Origin of the sequence: Streptomyces sp. HUAS CB01 (assembly GCF_030406905.1) — a bacterium.
Taxonomy (GTDB): Bacteria; Actinomycetota; Actinomycetes; order Streptomycetales; family Streptomycetaceae; genus Streptomyces; species Streptomyces chengbuensis.
This window is the reverse complement of record NZ_CP129137.1, coordinates 7,262,607-7,282,078: the sequence shown is the minus strand read 5'-3', so window position 1 is coordinate 7,282,078 and position 19,472 is coordinate 7,262,607. Positions and strand designations below refer to the sequence as shown.

The 19,472-nt window shown below is 71.8% G+C and carries 14 protein-coding genes; 7 read left to right on the top strand and 7 right to left on the bottom strand.

Translation table 11 applies throughout. From position 1 onward, the window contains the following. Nucleotides 1-163: 163 nt before the first annotated feature. The 3 genes from QRN89_RS31790 to QRN89_RS31780 all read right to left on the bottom strand — a co-directional run bounded on the left by QRN89_RS31790 (nt 164) and on the right by QRN89_RS31780 (nt 4,343). Nucleotides 164-2,335, bottom strand: coding sequence for a putative bifunctional diguanylate cyclase/phosphodiesterase (locus QRN89_RS31790; RefSeq protein ID WP_390701738.1), 2,172 nt, complete (start codon nt 2,333-2,335; stop codon nt 164-166). Beyond that, nucleotides 2,335-3,147 (bottom strand): SAM-dependent methyltransferase, encoded by an 813-nt coding sequence (locus QRN89_RS31785; RefSeq protein ID WP_290352863.1) that lies wholly within the window; start codon nt 3,145-3,147, stop codon nt 2,335-2,337. The genes QRN89_RS31790 and QRN89_RS31785 overlap by 1 nt, the downstream gene beginning before the upstream one ends. Before the next feature lie 227 nt (nt 3,148-3,374). After that, nucleotides 3,375-4,343, bottom strand: coding sequence for an SCO0930 family lipoprotein (locus QRN89_RS31780; protein WP_290352862.1), 969 nt, complete (start codon nt 4,341-4,343; stop codon nt 3,375-3,377). A gap of 752 nt (nt 4,344-5,095) precedes the next feature. On the opposite strand from QRN89_RS31780, the gene QRN89_RS31775 reads away from it, so the two are divergent. Both QRN89_RS31775 and QRN89_RS31770 read left to right on the top strand, forming a co-directional pair. Next, entirely contained in the window at nt 5,096-5,860 is a 765-nt protein-coding gene (locus QRN89_RS31775) for a bestrophin-like domain (RefSeq protein WP_290352861.1), read from the top strand. Nucleotides 5,861-6,051: 191 nt separating this feature from the next. Next, entirely contained in the window at nt 6,052-6,612 is a 561-nt protein-coding gene (locus tag QRN89_RS31770; protein WP_290352860.1) for a hypothetical protein, read from the top strand. Between the two features lie 112 nt (nt 6,613-6,724). Here the strand turns inward: QRN89_RS31770 and QRN89_RS35885 are convergent, their stop codons facing one another. Next, the gene (locus tag QRN89_RS35885; protein ID WP_435833283.1) at nt 6,725-7,837 is read right to left on the bottom strand and encodes a hypothetical protein; all 1,113 of its coding nucleotides are present in this window, start codon (nt 7,835-7,837) and stop codon (nt 6,725-6,727) included. Nucleotides 7,838-8,148: 311 nt separating this feature from the next. On the opposite strand from QRN89_RS35885, the gene QRN89_RS31760 reads away from it, so the two are divergent. Next, nucleotides 8,149-8,811 (top strand): class F sortase, encoded by a 663-nt coding sequence (locus QRN89_RS31760; RefSeq protein ID WP_290352859.1) that lies wholly within the window; start codon nt 8,149-8,151, stop codon nt 8,809-8,811. A 216-nt stretch (nt 8,812-9,027) separates the two neighbouring features. Here QRN89_RS31760 and lysX read toward each other — a convergent pair whose 3' ends face one another. Then, nucleotides 9,028-12,339, bottom strand: a complete 3,312-nt coding sequence (gene lysX / locus QRN89_RS31755) for a bifunctional lysylphosphatidylglycerol synthetase/lysine--tRNA ligase LysX (protein WP_290352858.1) — start codon at nt 12,337-12,339, stop codon at nt 9,028-9,030. Between the two features lie 285 nt (nt 12,340-12,624). On the opposite strand from lysX, the gene QRN89_RS31750 reads away from it, so the two are divergent. From QRN89_RS31750 to QRN89_RS31735, 4 genes are all read left to right on the top strand, one after another. Continuing rightward, a complete protein-coding gene (locus QRN89_RS31750; RefSeq protein ID WP_290352857.1) occupies nt 12,625-13,083 on the top strand; it encodes a universal stress protein in 459 nt (152 codons plus the stop codon). A 110-nt stretch (nt 13,084-13,193) separates the two neighbouring features. Then, the gene (locus QRN89_RS31745; RefSeq protein ID WP_290352856.1) at nt 13,194-14,630 is read left to right on the top strand and encodes an amino acid permease; all 1,437 of its coding nucleotides are present in this window, start codon (nt 13,194-13,196) and stop codon (nt 14,628-14,630) included. Between the two features lie 292 nt (nt 14,631-14,922). Continuing rightward, on the top strand, nt 14,923-15,465 hold the full coding sequence (locus QRN89_RS31740; protein WP_290352855.1) for a sigma-70 family RNA polymerase sigma factor: 543 nt from the start codon (nt 14,923-14,925) through the stop codon (nt 15,463-15,465). Nucleotides 15,466-15,969: 504 nt separating this feature from the next. Beyond that, nucleotides 15,970-16,491, top strand: coding sequence for a hypothetical protein (locus tag QRN89_RS31735; protein WP_290352854.1), 522 nt, complete (start codon nt 15,970-15,972; stop codon nt 16,489-16,491). Between the two features lie 29 nt (nt 16,492-16,520). On the opposite strand, the gene QRN89_RS31730 is transcribed toward QRN89_RS31735, so the two are convergent. Beyond that, nucleotides 16,521-17,732, bottom strand: a complete 1,212-nt coding sequence (locus QRN89_RS31730; RefSeq protein ID WP_290352853.1) for a sensor histidine kinase — start codon at nt 17,730-17,732, stop codon at nt 16,521-16,523. After that, nucleotides 17,729-19,462, bottom strand: a complete 1,734-nt coding sequence (locus tag QRN89_RS31725; protein WP_290352852.1) for a sodium/solute symporter — start codon at nt 19,460-19,462, stop codon at nt 17,729-17,731. The genes QRN89_RS31730 and QRN89_RS31725 overlap by 4 nt, the downstream gene beginning before the upstream one ends. Between the last annotated feature and the right edge of the window lie 10 nt (nt 19,463-19,472).

The window sequence follows — 19,472 nt, the reverse complement described above, 5'->3', positions numbered from 1 at the left end:
CAGCGGCGGTCGCGTCCCTCGGCGGGCCCCCCGCGGCCCCCGCCCCCACCGGTGTCCGGCAGGGGCTCCGTCCGTGCTCCGAGACGGCGTCGGCCCGGCCAGGGCATGTGGCGGAAGTAGCTCCGTCGGCCCGCGGGGCGAGGAGGGACTTCCGCCACACGCCCTACACCGCGTCCGCGAGCGACAGCGTGTGGAGGCGGTCCGGCGGGCCCGGCCGGGCGTAGTACCAGCCCTGTGCCGTGTCGCAGCCCAGTTCGCGCAGTTGCTCGGCCTGGACGCCGGTCTCCACGCCCTCGACCGTCACCGCCAGCTCCAGGCTGTGGGCCAGCGAGACGATCCCTTCGACGATCTTCCGGTCCACCGGATCCGCCGGGTGCTGCTGCATGCCCTGGGTGAAGGAGCGGTCCAGCTTGAGCACGCTCACCGGGAGCCGCCGCAGATTGGCCAGGTTCGAGTAGCCCGTGCCGAAGTCGTCGAGCGCGATGTCGACGCCCATCTCGGCGAGTTGCCGCAGCGGTTTGAGCAGGTCCTCGTCCGCTCCGATCAGCGCGGACTCGGTGACCTCCAGGCACAGCGCACCGGGCGGAAGGCCCGAGCGCTCCAGCACGTCCACGGTGTCGGCGACCAGACCGGGGTGGTGCAGCTGGGTCGGGGACAGGTTGACGTTGATCCGCAGCGGCGGCGCGGACCCGCCCGGCTCGGCCTGCTCGTGCCAGGAGCGCGCCTGCCGCACGGCCTCCTGGAGGACCCAGCGACCGAGCGGCACGATCAGCCCGGTGTGCTCGGCGAGCGGGATGAAGTGGTCCGGCCCGAGGATCCCGTGCTGCGGGTGCGACCAGCGCACGAGCGCCTCCGCGCCGTGCACCCGGCCGTCGCCGAGGTGCACGAGGGGCTGGTACTCGATGAAGAACTCGCCCCGCTCCAGAGCCGCCGGGAGCGCCGTGGTCAGCCCGTGCCGGGTGATCGCGCGGGCGTCCGCCTCCGGGTCGGCGAGCTCGTAGCGGTTCCCGCCCGCGGACTTGGCCCGGTACATGGTGATGTCCGCGCTGCGCAGGACCTCCGCCGAGGTCCGCTCCCCGGCCGCCGGCCCTTCGACGATCCCGATGCTGCCCCGGACGCTGATCTCCCGGCCGTCGAGGGTGACGGGCGCGGCCAGCGCGGCGAGGATCCGGGTGGCGAGTTCGCCCACCTCGCGCTGGGTCTCCCGGCCGGTCGTCAGCGCCACGAACTCGTCGCCGCCGAGCCGGGCAACCATCTCACCGGGGGCGGTGGCGCAGCTCTGCAGCCGGTCGGCCACCTCGACGAGCAGCCGGTCCCCGGCCGAGTGGCCGAGGCTGTCGTTGATGGCCTTGAACCCGTCGAGGTCCAGGTAGCAGAGCCCGAACCGGGCACCTTCGCCGGCCGCCAGCGCCTTCTCCAGACGCTCGAAGAACAGGGTCCGGTTGGGCAGCCCGGTGAGCGCGTCGTGCGTCGCCTCGTAGCGCAGCCGGAGGTTGAGCAGCCGCCGTTCGGTGGTGTCCTCCATCAACGCCAGCTGGTACTGGGGCATCCCGTCGGCGTCGCGCAGCAGCGAGACGGTGAGATTGGTCCAGAGCACCGTGCCGTCGTTGCGGTAGAAGGGCTTCTCGACCCGGTAGTGCTCGCGCTCGCCGCGTACGAGCTCCTCGTACATGTTCCAGGTCTGCGGGCGGTCCTCCGGGTGGGCCCACTCGTTGACCTTGCGGCCGCGGACGTGGTGCTCCAGTCCGCCGAACATCCGGGTCAGCGTGTCGTTGACCTCCAGGACGTTGCCGTCGAGATCGGCGATGCCGATGCCGATCGCCGCGTCCTCGAACACGGCGCGGAAGCGCGTCTCGGTGGCGTGCAGGGCCTCCATCGCCACGCTGCGCGCCGCCAGCGCGGACCGGGCGATGGCCTCCTGCTCGGTGAGGGTGCGCTCGCGCAGCGCGAGGGCGTACCCGGCGGCGAGCGCGTGCTGCAGCCGGGCGCAGCGGGCCCGGCTGTCCTCGGCGGACTCCTGGTCGTTCCCGCAGTACAGGACCAGGTAGGCGTCGACGACGCCGAGCGTGCGGCTGAGGGCGTCCGGGTCCGTGCAGTGGGCGTCGACGAGGGCCGCGCCGACCCGCTGGGCGGCCGCGGAGTCGAACGGGCGCGTGTGCAGCGCCTCGCTCAACTGCCGTGCCAGCGGGAGCAGATGCCGCTCGAACTCGGGGCGGGTCAGCGACGTGGCCGTGACCGGGAAGATCGCCCGGCTCCAGATGGTCGCGAACCGTCTGAGTCTGTCCTCCAGGTCGTCCGGGCCCGCCGCCGAGCCCGCTGCCTGCGACGGCGTCATCACGCCTTGCGCCCCACCCCTGCGAACCCGGAGAACGCGTATGGATCCTCCTGCCCGAGGGGTGTCTCGGGCCGCCAGTCCGGCATCGACACCAGTCCGGGCTCGACCATCTCGAACCCGTCGAAGAACCGGGCGATCTCCTCCCGTGACCGCATCACGAGCGGGTTGCGGATGTCCTTGTAGACGCCGACGGCACCGCCGGCCTGCTCCTTGGGCAGCGGGATGCCCTCGTACGAGGCGTGGGTGACGATGACGAGGCTGCCGGGCGCCAGCGCGTCGCGCAGCTCGGCGACGGACCGCTGGGGGTCGTCGGAGTCCTCCAGGAAGTGGAGCACGGCGACGAGCAGCAGCGCCACGGGCCGTTCGAGGTCCAGGAGCCGGGTGGTCTCGAGGTCCGCGAGGATGTCGGCCGGCTTGCGCAGATCCGCCTGCACGATCCCCGCCCCGTCGTTCCCCTCGAGCACGGCCTGGCTGTGGGCGACGGCGACCGGGTCGTGGTCGACGTACACGACCCGCGCCCCCGGGTCGGCCTTCTGCGCGACCTCGTGGGCGTTGCCGAACGTCGGTATGCCGGAGCCGATGTCCAGGAACTGGTTGACGCCCTCGCTCACGGCGTAACGTACGGCGCGGCGCATGAAGGCCCGGTTCGCCTGCATGATCTTGGGGAGGCCGGGCAGGAACTGCATCGCTTTCCGGGCGGCTTCACGATCGACCTCGAAGTTGTGCGAGCCGCCCAGGTAGTAGTCGTAAATGCGGGACACGCTCGGCACCGAGATGTCGATGCCCGGCGGGGCCCAGGCGGGACGCTCCATTGATGTCTCCAACAAGTCGCCACGGGGATTAACGGCCGTTCTCGCGGCCGGTGTTCGAGCCGAGGCTACTGATCGCCCGCCAAGAGAGCGAGCAGAAACGGAAATTAACGGTCCGTTCTTGGTCACACGCCACCGGCACGTGCTGGCCGGAACCACCGCAAACAGCCGGCCCGCCGCACGCGGGGGGCGTGACGGCGGGCCGGTGGCCGGAGGCGCTGCGTGGGGACCTACTTGGGCGCTCCGACCGGCTTGCCCTGGGGCGACACGGCGAACCAGGTACCGCCCACTCCCTGACCGTTGGTGTCCCCGGGCTTCTTGTCGCCCGCGAAGGTGTAGATCGGCCAGCAGTCGATCGTCTGCTGCTTGATTCCGTCGGGGCGGTCGAACGTGACGAAGCCCTTCTTCAGAATGCCTTCGGTGTCGTTCTTGTCGACGGGAGCCACGACCGGCCACTTCTCCAGGCACGCGCCCGTGCACGCGGTCTTCATCGGCCAGGCCGAGTCCTTCATGAAGCGGTAGACAGTCATTCCGTTTTTGTCGACGACGATCTCGCCGAGCTTCGGGTCCTTGCGGACGGAAAGGCCGGCGAGGTCCGCGGACTCGCCGCCGGCCTCCTCGCCGCCGCTTCCGCCGAGCGCTGCCTTCTTTCCGTCGGGCGCCGAGGCGAACCAGGTGCCGCCCACTCCCTGGCCGTTGGCGTCGCCGGGCTTGGTGTCCTTCGCGTAGCGGTACATCGGCCAGCCGCCGACGGTGAGCTGCTTCGTGCCGTCGGCACGGGTGACCGAACCGATCAGCGAGGCGTCGGTGCCGGGCGCCGGCGTCACATCTCCCGCGGCCACCACCGGCCAGGCCTTGGCGCAGTCGCCGTTGCAGTTCGACGTCACCGGGTCGACGGAGTCCTTGTCGAAGCGGTACAGGGTCAGGCCCTCGCTGTCGGTGAGCACCTTGCCGAGCTTCTTGCTCTCCCACACGGCGAGTTGGCCCGCCGTCCTCGGCTTGGCGTCCGCCGCACCGGCACCCGCACCGGCACCGTAACCGGATCCGTAGCCGCTGTTGGCGGCCGGTTGTCCGGCGGGGTTGACCGCACCGACGGCCTGGCCGTTCGGCTGCGGTTCCGTCTCCTGACCGCACGCCGTCGTCAGCGCGAGTACGGCCGCCGCAGTCACCGCGAGCGAGGCGTTCCGCCAGGTCTTCATGTCAACTCCAGTAGCCCGGTGTCCGTTGTGGCGCCTTCGTGCGCCGTTCATGGCCCTAGGTACGCGCGGGGAGGCGGGGTGTGTTCAACGGGGGGCGGAAAAAATCTCCGCGGCATCCCAAACACGATCCCCCGACATCCCCTCCATCAGGCGAATCCCCCTCCGTGCGGGCGTGGCCGGCCCTTTCGTGGATCATGCTCCCCGGCGTGTACGGATCGCTCGTCGCGCGGCTGCTGTCGGCCGCCGCACTCACCTGGCTGCTGACGGCCCCGCTGCCCGCCGCCGCCGACTCCTGCTCGTACGCCTCGATCGGCCCCGGTGGGCCGAACGGGCCGGACTCCTCCGTGGCGATCGCCGGCGGCGCCCACTGCACGGCGGGCCCGGTTCCCGTCCCCGAACCTCCGCCGCCCCCGCCGCCCCCGCCGCCGGAGCCGCCTCCACCGCCTCCACCTCCGCCTCCACCCCCACCCCCTCCGCCACCTCCGCCACCACCCCCTCCGCCACCACCGCCTCCGCCCGCGCCGCTCCGCATCGACCCGGCGCCGCCACCGCCACCGCCACCGCCGTCCCCGAGGGCGCGCCCCGCACCACCGCGGCCCACCCCGGTCGCGCTCCCCCACTACCGCACGCCCCAGCGCGAGGAACCACGGGGCGGACCCTCCCTGGTCTCGCTCACGCTCCTGGTGACCGCGCCCGCCGTGCTCGCCGCGGCCTTCCTGCGTCCCCGATCCCGCTAGCTCCCGGAGGTTCACTTGTCGGAGTGGGTCGTACTGTCCCTCGCCATGGCCGCGGCGTGTGCGGTCGTCCTCGCCATCACCGTCATCAACCAACGACGGGTCGGCGACGACGACGACCCGTCGGAGACGCCCGACGTCATCGAGTACATGACGATGATGATCGGCGTGGTCTACGCGATCGTGCTGGGCCTGGCCATCGCGGGCGTCTGGGAGGCCCGTGGCGCGGCGGAGGACTCGGTACGTCACGAGGCCCAGGCACTCCACGAGGTGAGAGCGCGCGCCGAGGTCTATCCGGCCGAGGCGCGCACCCGGATCCGCGACAGCGTGGACGCGTACGTCGCGCACGTCGTAAACACCGAGTGGCGCCACATGGTCGAGAAGGGCGAGCTGACCGGGGAAGGGACCCGGCTGCTCGAACAGATGCGCAGGGACGTGACGGACTACGTGCCGAAGAACGACCACGAGGGGCAGGCGTACCAGCCGCTCGTCGACCAGGTGGCGGCGGTCGACGACGCCCGGGGGGCCCGGGGACAGGGCGCCGAGGCGACGATGCCCGGGGTGGTGTGGTTCGGCCTGGTCACGGGCGCGGTGGTCACCGTCGGCCTGATCTTCACGCTGCAGATCCGCCGGACCTTCCGGGAGTTGCTGCTGGCCGGCCTCTTCAGTGCGCTGATCGCCTTCCTGCTCTTCCTGATCTGGGATTTCGACGCGCCGTTCGGGCGCGGCGTCTCGGCCACCCCAGGGCCCTTCACGGAACTCTTCCCGCACGTCCTCGGCTGAACACGACATCTCCGGGCGGCGCAAGCCGGGGAGACCGCCGGTGCGCCACCCGGGGGACAAGCGTGCCCCATTCGTCCGTCTGCGATCGCGGGGGTGAATCCGCACTTCTAGCGTTTCGGTCATCGAGGTGCATTCCCTGCCCTTGTGGAAAACCCTTCCGCAACTGCTCCTCGGGGACACGGAGGATTGCCATGCGCGCGATACCCGTCGCGTCCGCCGCTCTCATGGGAGCGGCCGCCCTCGCTCTGACCCTTCCCACGGCGGCGGCTGACACCGCCGACGGCGCCGGCGGCAGCGTCCGCAAGCAGCCGTTCTCGTTCGCCGTCACCCCCTCGACCGTCGCCCCCGGCGGCACGGTCACGCTGGGCGTGTCCGGCTGCAGCACCACGGCCACGGCCTCGTCGGGAGTGTTCGACACCGTGACCATCCCGCCGCGCCAGACCGGCACGGCGAGGGTCGACCTGGACGCGCGGCGCGGCGCCGTGTACTCGGTCCAGTTCACGTGCAACAACCAGACCGGCACCACGGACCTGACCATCTCCGGCGGCAGTGGCGCGGCGGCCACACCGACCATCCGCTCCACCAGCACGGCCGCGCCCCAGCCCCAGCCCCAGGGCGTCAAGGGCGGTCTGGGCGGCAGCATCGGCGGCATGAACGCCGTGGAGATCGCGGCGGGTGCCGTGCTCGTCCTGGCGGCGTCCGGTGGCATCGTCTACGTGGTGCGCCGCCGCTCGGGCAGCCGGCTGCACTGACCTTCCCGGTTGCGGCCTCCTCGCCTTTCGTGCCCGCACCGCCCGTCGCCCCGAGTCCTGGTTCAGGACTCGGGGCGACGGGCGGTGAAGGCCGACCGGGAGGTTCGGCCGGTCAGGCCTCTCCGCCGCTGATGCTCCGGCGGCGCCGGAGGAGGTAGAGGGCGCCACCGACGGCCGCCGTGGCGACGAGACCGCCGCCCACGGCCATCTCGGTACCGGAAGGTCCCTGCGAACCACCGAGACCACCCTGGGCGCCGCGACCCGAGAGCACGATGAAGGTCCGCGTCGCGATCCGGTTGCTGTCGTGGCACCGGACGGCCAGGTTGTACTGCCCCGGGGTGGCACGGTCGAAGATGCGGGCCGTGGCGACGGCGACGCCCTCCCCGCCCCGGAAGTTGTCGAAACGGTCCCGGTCGTTGCGACGGTTGTCGTTGTGGTTGTCGTTGCGACGGTTGTCGTTGCGGCCTTCGTTGCCGCGACCGTTGTTGTTGCCGCGGTTGTCGTTGCGGCCCTCGTTGCCACGGCCGTTGTTGTTGCCGCCCTGGTCATTGCGGCCGTTGTTGTTGCCGCCCTGGTCATTGCGGCCGTTGTTGTTCCCGCCCTGATCGTTGCGGCCGTTGTTGTTCCCACCCTGGTCATTGCGGCCGTTGTTGTTCCCACCCTGGTCATTGCGGCCGTTGTTGTTCCCGCCCTGATCGTTACGGCCGTTGTTGTTCCCACCCTGATCATGGCGGCCGTTGTTGTTCCCACCCTGGTCATGGCGGCCGTTGTTGTTCCCACCCTGGTCCTGGCCGTTGCCGTTGCCGTTCCCGTTCTGGTTCTGGTTCTGGCTCTGACCGAAGCCGTTGCCGCCCCCGCCCTGGTCCTGACCGAAGCCGTTCGCGTTCGCGTTCCCGTTGCCGTTCCCGTTCCCGTTCCCGTTGCCGTTGGCATTCGCGTCCGGGTTGCCCTCTTCTCCCGCCCGCTTGCCGCTCGGGCCGTAGAACCCGCCGCGGTCGGCGCTGAGGTTGGCGGCGGGGAAGGCGTTGGACGACACCGTGCCGCCGCGGTGGCAGCCGTCGACCAGGATCGTGATGATCGAGCCCTGGTGGACCTCGGACGGGGAGAGACGGACGTTGGCCGGACCGTTGCCACCTCCGGTGGCGGTGGCGGCGACCACGGGAGAAGTGGCGCCCATGGCCGCACACGCGGTGATCGCCACCGCGACAGCGCGTGAAGCACGCATGGTTGAACCTCCATCGGAGGTGCGCCCCGGAACGGTGCTCCGGAGATTTCGACGAGAACGCCCTCCATGAACGAACCCTCACCGCGTTGCACATCCGTCGCATTTCGGGACTCGGCCACCCCGGTGAGCGACACGCCGTGGCGAGCAGCCCGCATCTGACGGAGCCGCAGGTCACGGACCGTCAGAGAATTTGCCCGACTGTCTACTCGTATGGGTCACCCCGACTGGCCGTACCACCCGTTCGCCCCTCTCAGGTCGCGGCTTCTCCCCCACCTGCTTAGCGTGCGGGCAGACGATGAGATGGGAGAACCATGCGCCGGCAGGAGTTCACAGGGTCGGATTCGAGGAGACGCTCCCCGTGGGGCGTACTGGCCCTTGTCATGCTCACAGGACTCGCCCTGGTGCGGAACGGCGTCGACGTGGGTATGGGGCCGCCGCAGCCCGCCGTGGCGGCCGCTCTGGACGACGTCCGCGCCAACCAGGACTCCATTCCTCTGCCCGGCACCGTCGAGCCGCTGCCGTACGCCCCGGCCTCGCGGATCGCCATCCGCGCCGTCGGTGTCGACGCGCCCATCGTGGACGTGGGGCTCGACGCCAACGGCTGGATCGAGGCCCCGCCGGCGCAGGACCCCAACCTCGCGGGCTGGTACCAGAACGGCATCGCCCCCGGCCAGCAGGGCACCGCGGTGGTCGTCGGCCATGTCGACAACGCCGGCGGGCCCGCAGTGTTCTACGGGCTCGGCTCGATGCAGAAGGGCCAGCACGTCGAGGTGACCCGCTACGACGGCCGTGTGGCGGTCTTCGAGGTGTACGGCGTCGAGGTGTTCTCGAAGAACAGCTTCCCGGGCGCCCGGGTCTACGGCGACACCGGCAGCCCCGAGCTGCGGGTGATCACCTGTGGCGGCGGCTACTCGCGCGGCACCGGCTACGACGGGAACGTCGTCGTCTTCGCCCGCATGGTCGCCACGCGCTGACGCCCCTCCCCCGCCGGACGGCCCGCCGCGAGCGGTCCGTCCGGCGCCGGGCGTGATCCGGCCGTCCGGGCACGCCGCCGTCCCGGCTGGCCGGGCGGCGCCGACGGCCGTACACGGGACGAGGCGGATCCCACGGAGAGGCGGTCGGGCGGTGAACCCGGTCGGCGCCCGCCGGAACCCGGCCACGCCCGGGGACTTCAGCGGCTCGGCGGCCGTTCAGTGCCGGCGCACCAGGGGGAACGGCAGGGTCTCGCGGATGGTCAGCCCCGTCAGGAACATCACCAGCCGGTCCACGCCGATGCCGAGCCCTCCGGTCGGGGGCATCGCGTACTCCAGGGCGTCGAGGAAGTCCTCGTCGAGCTCCATGGCCTCGGGGTCGCCACCGGCCGCGAGCAGGGACTGCGCCGTGAGCCGTCGCCGCTGTTCCACCGGGTCGGTCAACTCCGAGTAGGCCGTGCCCAGTTCGGTGCCGAAGGCGACGAGGTCCCAGCGCTCCGCGAGACGCGGGTCACGGCGGTGCTGGCGGGTCAGCGGGGACACCTCGGTGGGGAAGTCCTTGTAGAAGGTGGGCAGCTTGGTCTTCTCCTCCACCAGCCGTTCGTACATCTCCAGCACCACGTCGCCGCGGGTGTCGTCGGGGCCGTGGGGTACTCCCGCCAGGTCGCAGAGCCTTCGCAGCCGCTCCTCGTCGGTGTCCGCGTCGACCTCCTCCCCGAGCGCCTCGGACACCGCTCCGTACAGGGACTTGACCGGCCAGGCGCCGGAGATGTCGTGGACGACGAGCCCCCCGTCGGGGCCCTTCTTGTGGGCGACGGGAGCGCCGAACGCGGCGGTGGCGGCGCCCTGGATGAGCTCGCGGGTCAGGTCGAGCATCACGTCGTAGTCGGCGAACGCCTGGTACGCCTCCAGCATCGTGAACTCGGGGTTGTGCTTGTAGGACACGCCCTCGTTGCGGAAGGTCCGGCCCATCTCGAAGACCTTCTCCATGCCGCCCACGCACAGCCTCTTGAGGAACAGTTCGGGTGCGATCCGCAGGTACAGGTCCATGTCGTAGGCGTTGATGTGGGTCGTGAACGGGCGGGCGTTGGCGCCGCCGTGGATCTGCTGGAGCATCGGTGTCTCGACCTCGAGGTAGCCGCGGTCGAGCAGCCCCTGCCGCAGCGCCTGGACCGCGGTGGACCGGGCCCGCACCACGCTCCGGGCGTCCGGGCTGGTGACCAGGTCGAGATAGCGGCGGCGCACCCGTGCCTCGGGGTCGGCCAGTCCGCGGCGCTTGTCCGGCAGCGGGCGCAGGCACTTGGCGGTGAGCTGCCAGGCGTCGGCGAAGACGGTGAGCTCGCCGCGGTCGCTGGCGCCGATCTCGCCGGTGGCGGTGACGTGGTCCCCGAGGTCGACGTCAGCGGAGAACGCGGTGAGCACGGCGGGGCCGGACCCGTCGCGGGTCAGGGCGATCTGGAGGTCCCCGGACCAGTCGCGCAGCACGGCGAAGAGGACCCCGCCGAAGTCGCGCACGGCCATGACCCGCCCGGCGACCGTGGCCCGTTCGCCGGTGCGGGCCCCGGCCGGCACCTCCGGGTGTGCGGCGCGTACGGCGGCCAGCGGGTCGGTTCGGGCGGCGACCCCGACCGGGTACGGGTCGACGCCCTGTGCGCGCAGGCGCTCCAGCTTCCGGTGGCGGATGCGCACCTGTTCGGGCATCCGGCGCTCCCCCATGGGCCGTACGGTGTCGGGCCCGGCGAGTTCGAGCGTGTCGAGGGGCGGGAGGTCCTTGGTGCCCGCGACCGGCCCGGCGACGATCCCGCGCGTCCGGCCGTTGCCCCAGCGTTTGCGCAGCCGGGGCACGGAGACGAATCCCTCGGCGATCGCGGAGGCGAGGCCGATACGGGCGAGGGCTCCGGCGTCGCCGTAGCAGAGGAAGCGCGGGTACCAGGCGGGCCGGTACTTGACGTTCGAGCGGTACAGCGCCTCCAGCTGCCACCACCTGGAGAAGAACAGCAGCAGCCTGCGCCAGAGCCGGAGGACGGGTCCCGCGCCGATCCTGGCGCCTTCCTCGAACACGGACCGGAAGACGGCGAAGTTGAGGGAGATCAGGCGCACGCCGAGCTGCGGGGCCTCCGCGCACAGCTCCGCGACCATGAACTCCATGATCCCGTTGGGCGCGTGGTCGCGGTCCCGGCGCATCACGTCGAGGGAGATGCCGTCGCGTCCCCAGGGGACGAAGGAGAGCAGGGCGACGAGGTTCCCCTCGGCGTCGAGGGCCTCGACCAGCAGGCAGTCGCCGTCCTCGGGGTCGCCGAGGCGGTCCAGGGCCATGGAGAACCCGCGCTCGGTCTCCGTGTCGCGCCAGGCATCCGCCCGGTCGATGATCTGTTTCATCTCGTCGGCGCCGAGGGCGGAGTGACGGCGGATGCGGGTCGTCGCCCCGAGTCTGCGGACCCGGCCGACGGCCTGCCGGGTGACGCGCATGTCCCGGCCGTTCAGATCGAAGCGGTCGACGTGCAGGATCGCCTCGTCCCCGAGCTGGATGGCGCCGAGGCCCGAGCGGGCGTAGGCACGGGCGCCGTCCTCGGACGCGCCCATCACGGCGGGCGCCCACGCGTAGCGGCGGGCGACGTCCAGCCAGGCCTCGATCGCGGGGGTCCACGCCTCGGTGTCCCCGACCGGGTCCCCGCTGGCGAGGGCCACGCCCGCCTCGACGCGGTAGGTCACGGCGGCCTTGCCGTTGGGTGAGAAGACGACGGCCTTGTCGCGACGGGTGGCGAAGTAGCCGAGGGAGTCCTGGGAGCCGTAGGCGCCGAGCAGGGCGCGGATGCGCGGCTCCTCGTCCCCGTGCAGGGCGGCCTCCATCCGCTGCGAGCGGAACAGGGTCCGGGCGGAGTTGAGCAGCGCGAGCGCGCCGAAGAGGCCGAGGAGGAAGTACAGGGCGCGGGGCGGGGTGCCGTCGAACTGGGCGTTGGAGACGAGCCCGCCGAGGACCCGGTTGGCGGCCCACAGCAGCCGCTGCTCGCGCGGCAGGTCGTTGGGGAAGAGCTCGACGAGCCCCCAGCCGACGAGGACGGCCAGGGCGAGCCCGAGGACGAGCACGAGAAGGGCGTGCCGCAGTGCGCCGCGGCGGGTCAGGGCGTAGAACTCGCCCCGGGCGGCGAACAGCACACCGAGGGCGAGCAGGCACAGGACCAGGTTGGGGATCCAGGACCAGTCCCGCAGCAGGGCCAGGCTGAGCACGTCGGTGAGGACGAGCAGGGAGAGGTAGACGACGACGAGCCACCAGGCGGCCTTCTTGCGGGCACCGATCGCGGCGGCCAGCAGGAGCAGGAAGACGGCGTACGCCAGGTTGGCGCTGACGGGCACGGCGACCAGGTCGAGGAACGCGGAGACAGGGCTCAGCACTCGGCGCAGGGGGGCGATGAGCGCGATCACCGCGCAGTACACCCCGAGCAGGGCGAAGAACATCGCGAAGGCGCCCGGCACCCTGGCCGAGAGGCCGCTCCGGGCGGCGGTCGCACGCTCCGCCACGCTGACGCTCATGTTCCGCACTCTAGGGAGGGCGTCGCCGGGCCGCCTGTCGGGCTGGCCGGGGTGGTCCACGGGGCACGGGCCCTGGCAAGATCCACAAGACACCCCGTAGGCCGTGTGGCGAAAGTCCCTCCTGACCCGCGACGCCTGGCACGCACGCTCGCTGCGTTGTCGGAGTCATCCAGGTTCGTCCGGTACGAGGATGATCCTCCGCCGTGCGCTCGCACGCACCGGACGCCGAGGCCCCGCCCTCCGGGCGGACGGAGCTACTTTCGCCACACCCCTTAGCCTCGTGGTGTGAGTGGACAGCCCCAGGGGTTCGAGCGCGGTACGGACGGCCCGAAGGTGATCGTCGCGGGTGTGGACGGTTCGGAGTCGTCCCTGCGGGCGGCGTCGTACGCGAGCGGTCTGGCGCGGCGGCAGAACGCGCTGCTCGCGCTCGTCTACGTGCAGCCGCTGATGACGGCGGGCGCGGCCTTCGGCGTCCCGGTCGCGGACACCACCGAGGAGATAGCGGAGGGTCTGGTCGCGGAGATCCGCGAGGCGGCCGAGCGGGTGCGGGGCATCTGGGAGGTGCGCTGGGAGTTCCACACCTTCCGAGGGGACCCCTACAACGGGCTGGTGGCCGCCGCAGACGAGCTCAAGGCGGACGCCGTGGTGGTGGGCGCGTCGGAGTCGGCGGGGCACCGGATCGTCGGCTCGGTGGCCGTACGGCTGGTGAAGGCCGGGCGGTGGCCCGTGACCGTCGTCCCGTAACCCGACCTGAACCCTCACCTCCACGACACCGCATGTCGTCTTCCACCCCTGCCCCGCCTGGGCCATCATGAGCCGCCATCGGCCGACCGCAGTCTGCGAAGAGGTGTGTCATGGCAGGGCTCCGGATGGGACAGGGCGTACTGCGCCGCAAGCCCATCGAACAGATCCAAGAAGGCGCTCCGAGCGAGCAGCTCACCAGAACGCTCGGCCTCTGGCAGCTCACCGCGATCGGCGTCGGAGGCATCATCGGCGCCGGCATCTTCGCCCTCGCGGGCGCGGTGGCGCACGACAGGGCCGGCCCGGCGGTGGTCGTGTCGTTCCTGATCGCGGGTGTGGCGAGCGCCGCCGCGGCCTTCTCGTACGCGGAGTTCGCCGGTCTGATCCCGAAGGCGGGCTCGGCGTACACCTACGGGTACGCGGTGCTCGGCGAGCTGGCGGGCTGGTTCATCGGCTGGGACCTGCTGCTGGAGTACACGGCGATCGTGGCGGTGGTCGCCATCGGGATCTCGGGCTACTTCGGCTTCCTCCTGGGCCAGCTGGGGCTCGATCTGCCCGCGTGGATGCTGGGCGCGCCGGGCACGGGTCCCGGCCACCAGGTCGATCTCTTCGCGATGATCCTGTGCCTGTTCACCGCCTATCTGCTGACGCTGGGGATCAAGAACGCGGCCCGTTTCGAGACGGTCGTGGTGGTGCTGAAGGTCCTGGTCGTCCTGCTGGTGATCGCGGTCGGCTTCTTCCACATCGACACGGCGAACTACAACCCCTTCTTCCCGTTCGGCGTCAGCGGGGCGTTCACGGGGGCGGCGACCGTGTTCTTCGCGGTGTTCGGCTACGACGCCATGTCCACGGCCGCTGAGGAGTCCAAGGACGCACAGCGGCACATGCCCAAGGCGATCATCTACTCGCTGGCGATCTCGATGGTGCTGTACGTGCTGGCCTGCCTGGTGCTGACGGGCATGCAGAACTACACGGAGATCGACCCGGAGAGCGGCTTCTCGACGGCCTTCAAGGCGGTGGGGCTGGAAGGTCTGGCGAACGTCATCGCGATCGGCGCCATCATCGGCATCCTGACCGTGATGTTCACCTTCATGCTGGGCGTGACCCGGGTGTGGTTCTCGATGAGCCGTGACGGGCTGCTGCCGCACTGGTTCGCCAAGACGCACCCCACGCGGCACGTGCCCGTCCGGGTGACGTGGATCGTCGGTGTCGGCTCCGCGCTGATCGCCGGCTTCCTGCCGATCGGCGAGGCGGCCGAGCTGACGAACATCGGCATCCTGCTGGCCTTCGTCGTGGTGTGCGTCGCCGTGATCGTGCTGCGCTACCGGCAGCCCGACCTGCCGCGGACGTTCCGCTGCCCCGGCATGCCGTTCGTACCGGCGATCGGTGTCGTGTTCTCGCTGTGGCTGATCACGTTCCTGGACTGGCAGACCTGGGTCCGGTTCGGGGTGTGGCTCGTCATCGGACTGATCATCTACTTCGCCTACTCGTACCGGAACTCGAATCTCGCGGAGGAGCAGGCCGCCCGCCCGGCGGAGCCGAACGGGTGATCCTGCGCGTCCCGTCCCGGACCGTCCGGGACGGGACGGGACGCGTGCCGTCGTCCCCGTCCCCGGCGGGTGGGCGTCCCTCGTGCCGGGTGTCCGGCACCCTCCCGGCGGGTGAGCGGTCGCCGTCAGCGGATCCGGCCGACCGTTCGCCGCACCATTCGCCGCTCGGTGCGACCGCTCATCGCACACCTGTGTGTGACGCCTGTCCCTCCGCCCGCCGATGCGTTCGTATACGCCACGAAGCACTCGGAGCACCGAACTCTCGGAAGATCCAGCGGGAAGGGAGCCGACGATGACGACGGCGACGGCGACGACCGACGAGCGGGCCCTGGCGAAGCTGCAGCGCGAACACGGTCCCGCCCTGCTGAGCTTCCTCGTCGGCCTGACGTACGGGGACCGGCAGCGCGCGGAGGACCTGCTGCAGGAGACCCTGCTGCGGGCCTGGCAGCACCCCGAGGCGTTCGACGCGCCCTACGAGTCGATGCGGCCGTGGCTCTTCACCGTCGGCCGGCGCCTCGCCATCGACGCGCGCCGGTCGCGGCTCGCGCGGCCGGCCGAGATCGGGGACGGCGTCCTGGCCGCGACACCGGACCCCTCCGACGTGACGGACCGCGCGGTCGCCGCGCTCGACGTGCGGGCCGCGGTCAGGACGCTGAGCCCCGAGCACCGTGCCGTGCTGGTGCAGATCTACTTCCAGGGCCGCAGTGTCGCCGAGGCCGCCCGGGCGCTCGGCATCCCGCAGGGCACCGTCAAGTCCCGTTCGCACCACGCGCTGCGCGCCATGGCCCGCAGTCTGCCCGGCTACAGCAGGAGGCCGCTCGCCTCCGCGGCGTGAGCCGCAGCGTCCGCAGGTACGCCCCGGAGCGACGCCGGCCGATGCACGCCCCGGATGCCGGCCGGGGACGGCCCTTGCGGGGGCGCGGGCGACCGTTCGCCGTGCCACGCGACCGTTCGCCGATCCGGGCGTTCCTCGTTCCGGGCGTGCGTCGTTCCGGGCGTTCTCGTTCCGGCCGCGCGTCGTTCCGGGCGTTCCTCGTTCCGGCCGTGCGTCGTTCCGGGCGTGCGTCGTTCCGGGCGTGCGTCGTGGACCTCTGCCCGCGGGCGCGGCACGGGTGCCGAACAGGAGGCGCGCGGGCGCGCACACCACCGGGTGCGGCCGTGTCACTTCCGTCTCCGGATTCCCAGAGGGCACCTGCTCTCCCTGGGGCCACGTTCTCGGGCGACCGGATTCGAAACCACCCGCTCGAGTTGAGTAAAGAGGAACCGTGACACGTGTCTTCAGGTGGAGGCTCGTCGTCGAGACCCGTGCCCGAACACGTCCCGGGAGAAGGTGGAGAGAGTGCGGCCCGAGAGTACGAACGGCACCAGCGGAGGCGGCCTGGCGGTCCCCATGGCATGGCTGTGCGCCGAGTTCCTGGCCGACGAGGTGCTGCGCACCGGCGGTCTGGTGGAGCCGGGATCGCTGGAGTACAGAGCCGGCCGGGAGACACTGGCACTCACGGTCTACCTGTGCGGCGCCGAGGACGGCCCGGCCGGTGTCCCCACCGCCTCACGGCTGGACGAGTGGCTGTCCGTCACGGCCTACGGGCATCCGTGGCACGAGTGGGTGCGCGACCGCATGGCCGAGCGGGAGGCGTTCGACCGGGACGTCTCCGGCACGGACCCCGATCTCGACCTGGCTCGGGACGCATGGGGATGGCTGGAGCGGACCGAACTCCTCGCCGCCGACCTCGGGGACGGCACCGACCCGTGGCACCCGGCCCTTCCGGTGGACCCGGCCGCCGGGGAGCACGCCCAGATCTGGACACCTGCCTGGCGACTGGGACTTCCGCTGGGCCATCTGGCCATCCATCTGTACTGACCGGGTGCCGGCGGGCCCGCCCTGTCCGCTCAGGCTCCCCCGGCGGTCTTGTGCACGCCCGCGCGGTACTTGGGGACCCGTACGGTGATCTTCATCCCGGCCCCGACCCCCGTCTCGATGACCAGGCCGTGGTCGTCGCCGTACACCTGCCGCAGCCGCTCGTCGACGTTGGAGAGACCGATGCCGGAGGAGCCGTCCGCCTCCCGCGCGAGGATCCGGCGCAGTTCGGCCGGGTCCATCCCGACGCCGTCGTCCTCGATCGTGACCACGGCCTCCGATCCCGCGTCCTGGGCGGAGAGGGAGATCCGGCAGGTCCGCCCGGCGTCCTCCAGCCCGTGCTTCACCGCGTTCTCCACGAGCGGCTGGAGGCAGAGGAACGGCAGGGCGACCGGGAGGACCTCGGGCGCGATCTGGAGCGTCACCTTCAGCCGGTCGCCGAAGCGGGCCCCGGCGAGGGCCAGATACTGCTCGATACAGCGCAGTTCGTCGGCGAGGTGGGTGAAGTCGCCGTGCCGCCGGAAGGAGTAGCGGGTGAAGTCGGCGAATTCCAGGAGCAGTTCCCGCGCCCGCTCCGGGTCGGTGCGGACGAAGGACGCGATGGCCGCGAGGGAGTTGAAGATGAAGTGCGGCGAGATCTGTGCCCGCAGTGCCCGGATCTCGGCCTCGATGAGCCTGGTGCGGGAACGGTCGAGCTCGGCGAGTTCCAGTTGCACGGAGACCCAGCGGGCGACCTCCGTGGCGGCTCGTACGAGGACGGCCGACTCCCCCGAGCCGTAGGCGACGAGCGCGCCGAGGACGCCCTCCTCCCCGGTCAGGGGGGCGATCACGGCCCAGCGGAGCGGGCACTCCACGTCGTCGCAGCCGGTGCGGACACTCTGGCTGCGACCCGATTCGAGCACGTCGCCGACGCGGTGCATCACGCGCTCCTGGTGGTGGTCCGCGCCGATCCCGTCCCAGGCGAGGACCGTCTCCCGGTCGGTGAGGCACAGCGCCTGGGTGCCGAGCAGTGAGCGCAGCCGGCGGGCCGCCTTGCGGGCGGTGTCCTCGGTGAGCCCGGCGCGCAGCGGCGGCGCGGCGAGGGAGGCGGTGTGCAGGGTGTGGAAGGTGGCCCGTTCGACCGGCGTGCCGAGGTCGGGTCCGGTTCCGGCGCCGCGGCGTGCCGTGACCCGGCCGAGGGCGAAACCGGCGGCGAGCAGCACGGCCGCGGCCGCGGCGAGTGCCGCCAGCGCCGTCCCGGTCATCGCTGTACCCCTTCGTTCTGCGGCCGTCCGACGAGGTCTTCCGGCAGATGGAGGCGCGCGAGGATCGCGGCGGCGCCGGAGGGTACGTGGCGGGGCGTCGCGAGCGACACCAGGATCATGGTGAGGAAGCCGAGCGGTACGGACCAGACGGCGGGCCAGGCCATGAGGGTGTGGGGCCAGCCCTCGGGGGCGAGTCCCGCGCGGGTGGCCATGACGGCGGTCAGCGCGGCGCCGCCGCCGGCGACCAGTCCGGCCGCGGCGCCGGGCGGGGTGAGTCCGCGCCACCAGATGCCGAGGACGAGCAGCGGGCAGAAGGAGGAGGCGGATACGGCGAAGGCCAGTCCGACGGCGTCGGCGACCGGCACGTTCGTGGCGACGACGCTGACGGCGAGCGGCACCGCCATGGCGAGGACGGTCGCGAGCCGGAAGTGCCGTACGCCGCGCGAGGGGAGGACGTCCTGGCTGAGGACTCCGGCGACGGACATGGTGAGCCCGGACGCGGTGGACAGGAAGGCGGCGAACGCACCGCCGGCGAGGAGCGCGCCGAGCAGGTCGCCCGCGAGTCCGCCGACCATCCGCTCCGGCAGGACGAGCACGGCGGCGTCGGCGTCGCCGGTCAGGGCGAGTTCGGGGGCGTAGATCCGGCCGAGGGCCCCGTACACGGGAGGGAGCAGGTAGAACGCGCCGATCAGGCCGAGGACGACGAGCGTGGTGCGGCGCGCCGCGCGGCCGTTGGGGCTCGTGTAGAAGCGGACGGCGACGTGCGGCAGGCCCATGGTGCCGAGGAACGTGGCGAGGATCAGCCCGTAGGTGGCGTACAGCTGGTACCCGTCGCGTCCGCCCGCGAGCGGCTGGGACCAGCTGGCGGGGTCGGCGCCGGTGGACGCCCGTTCGGGTATGTCCGTGCCCGGGGGGAAGGTGAGCGTGGTGCCCGACTCGACGCGGTGGGTGCCCTCGTCGAGGATGATCTGCCGCCCCTCGTGCCGGGTGCCGTCGACCGTGCCGGCCACCCCGACGGACAACGGGGTGTCGAGTTCGATCCGTACGGTGTCGTCGATCCGGACCGCCGTGTGCTCGCGCAGGACGGCGGGCGCGTCGAAGCGCGCACGGGGCGCGTCGTCGCCCGCCCAGGCGGCGACGAGGAACAGGGCGGGAACCAGCAGGGCGGTGAGCTTCAGCCAGTACTGGAACGCCTGCACGAACGTGATGGAGCGCATGCCGCCCGCGGCGACGGCGCCCGTGACGACGACGGCGACGAGGAGTCCGCCGAACCAGTCGGGCGCACCGGTGAGGATCTCCAGGGTGAGCCCCGCGCCCTGGAGCTGGGGCAGCAGATAGAGCCAGGCGATGCCGACGACGAACAGGCTGGCGAGTCGTCGTACCGCGGACGACTCGAGCCGTGCCTCGGCGAAGTCGGAGAGCGTGTACGCGCCCGAGCGCCGCAGCGGCGCGGCGACGAGGACGAGCAGCACGAGATAGCCGGCGGTGTAGCCGACCGGGTACCAGAGCATGTCCGGGCCCTGCAGGAGCACCAGGCCCGCGATGCCGAGGAAGGAGGCGGCGGAGAGGTACTCGCCGCTGATGGCGGCGGCGTTCAGCCCGGGGTTGACGGTGCGCGAGGCGACGTAGAAGTCCGAGGTCGTCCGGGAGATGCGCAGGCCCAGGGCGCCGATGAGGACCGTCGCCAGAACGACGAAGGTCACGGCCGTCACCGCATAGGTCTGGTTCACAGGTCGTCCC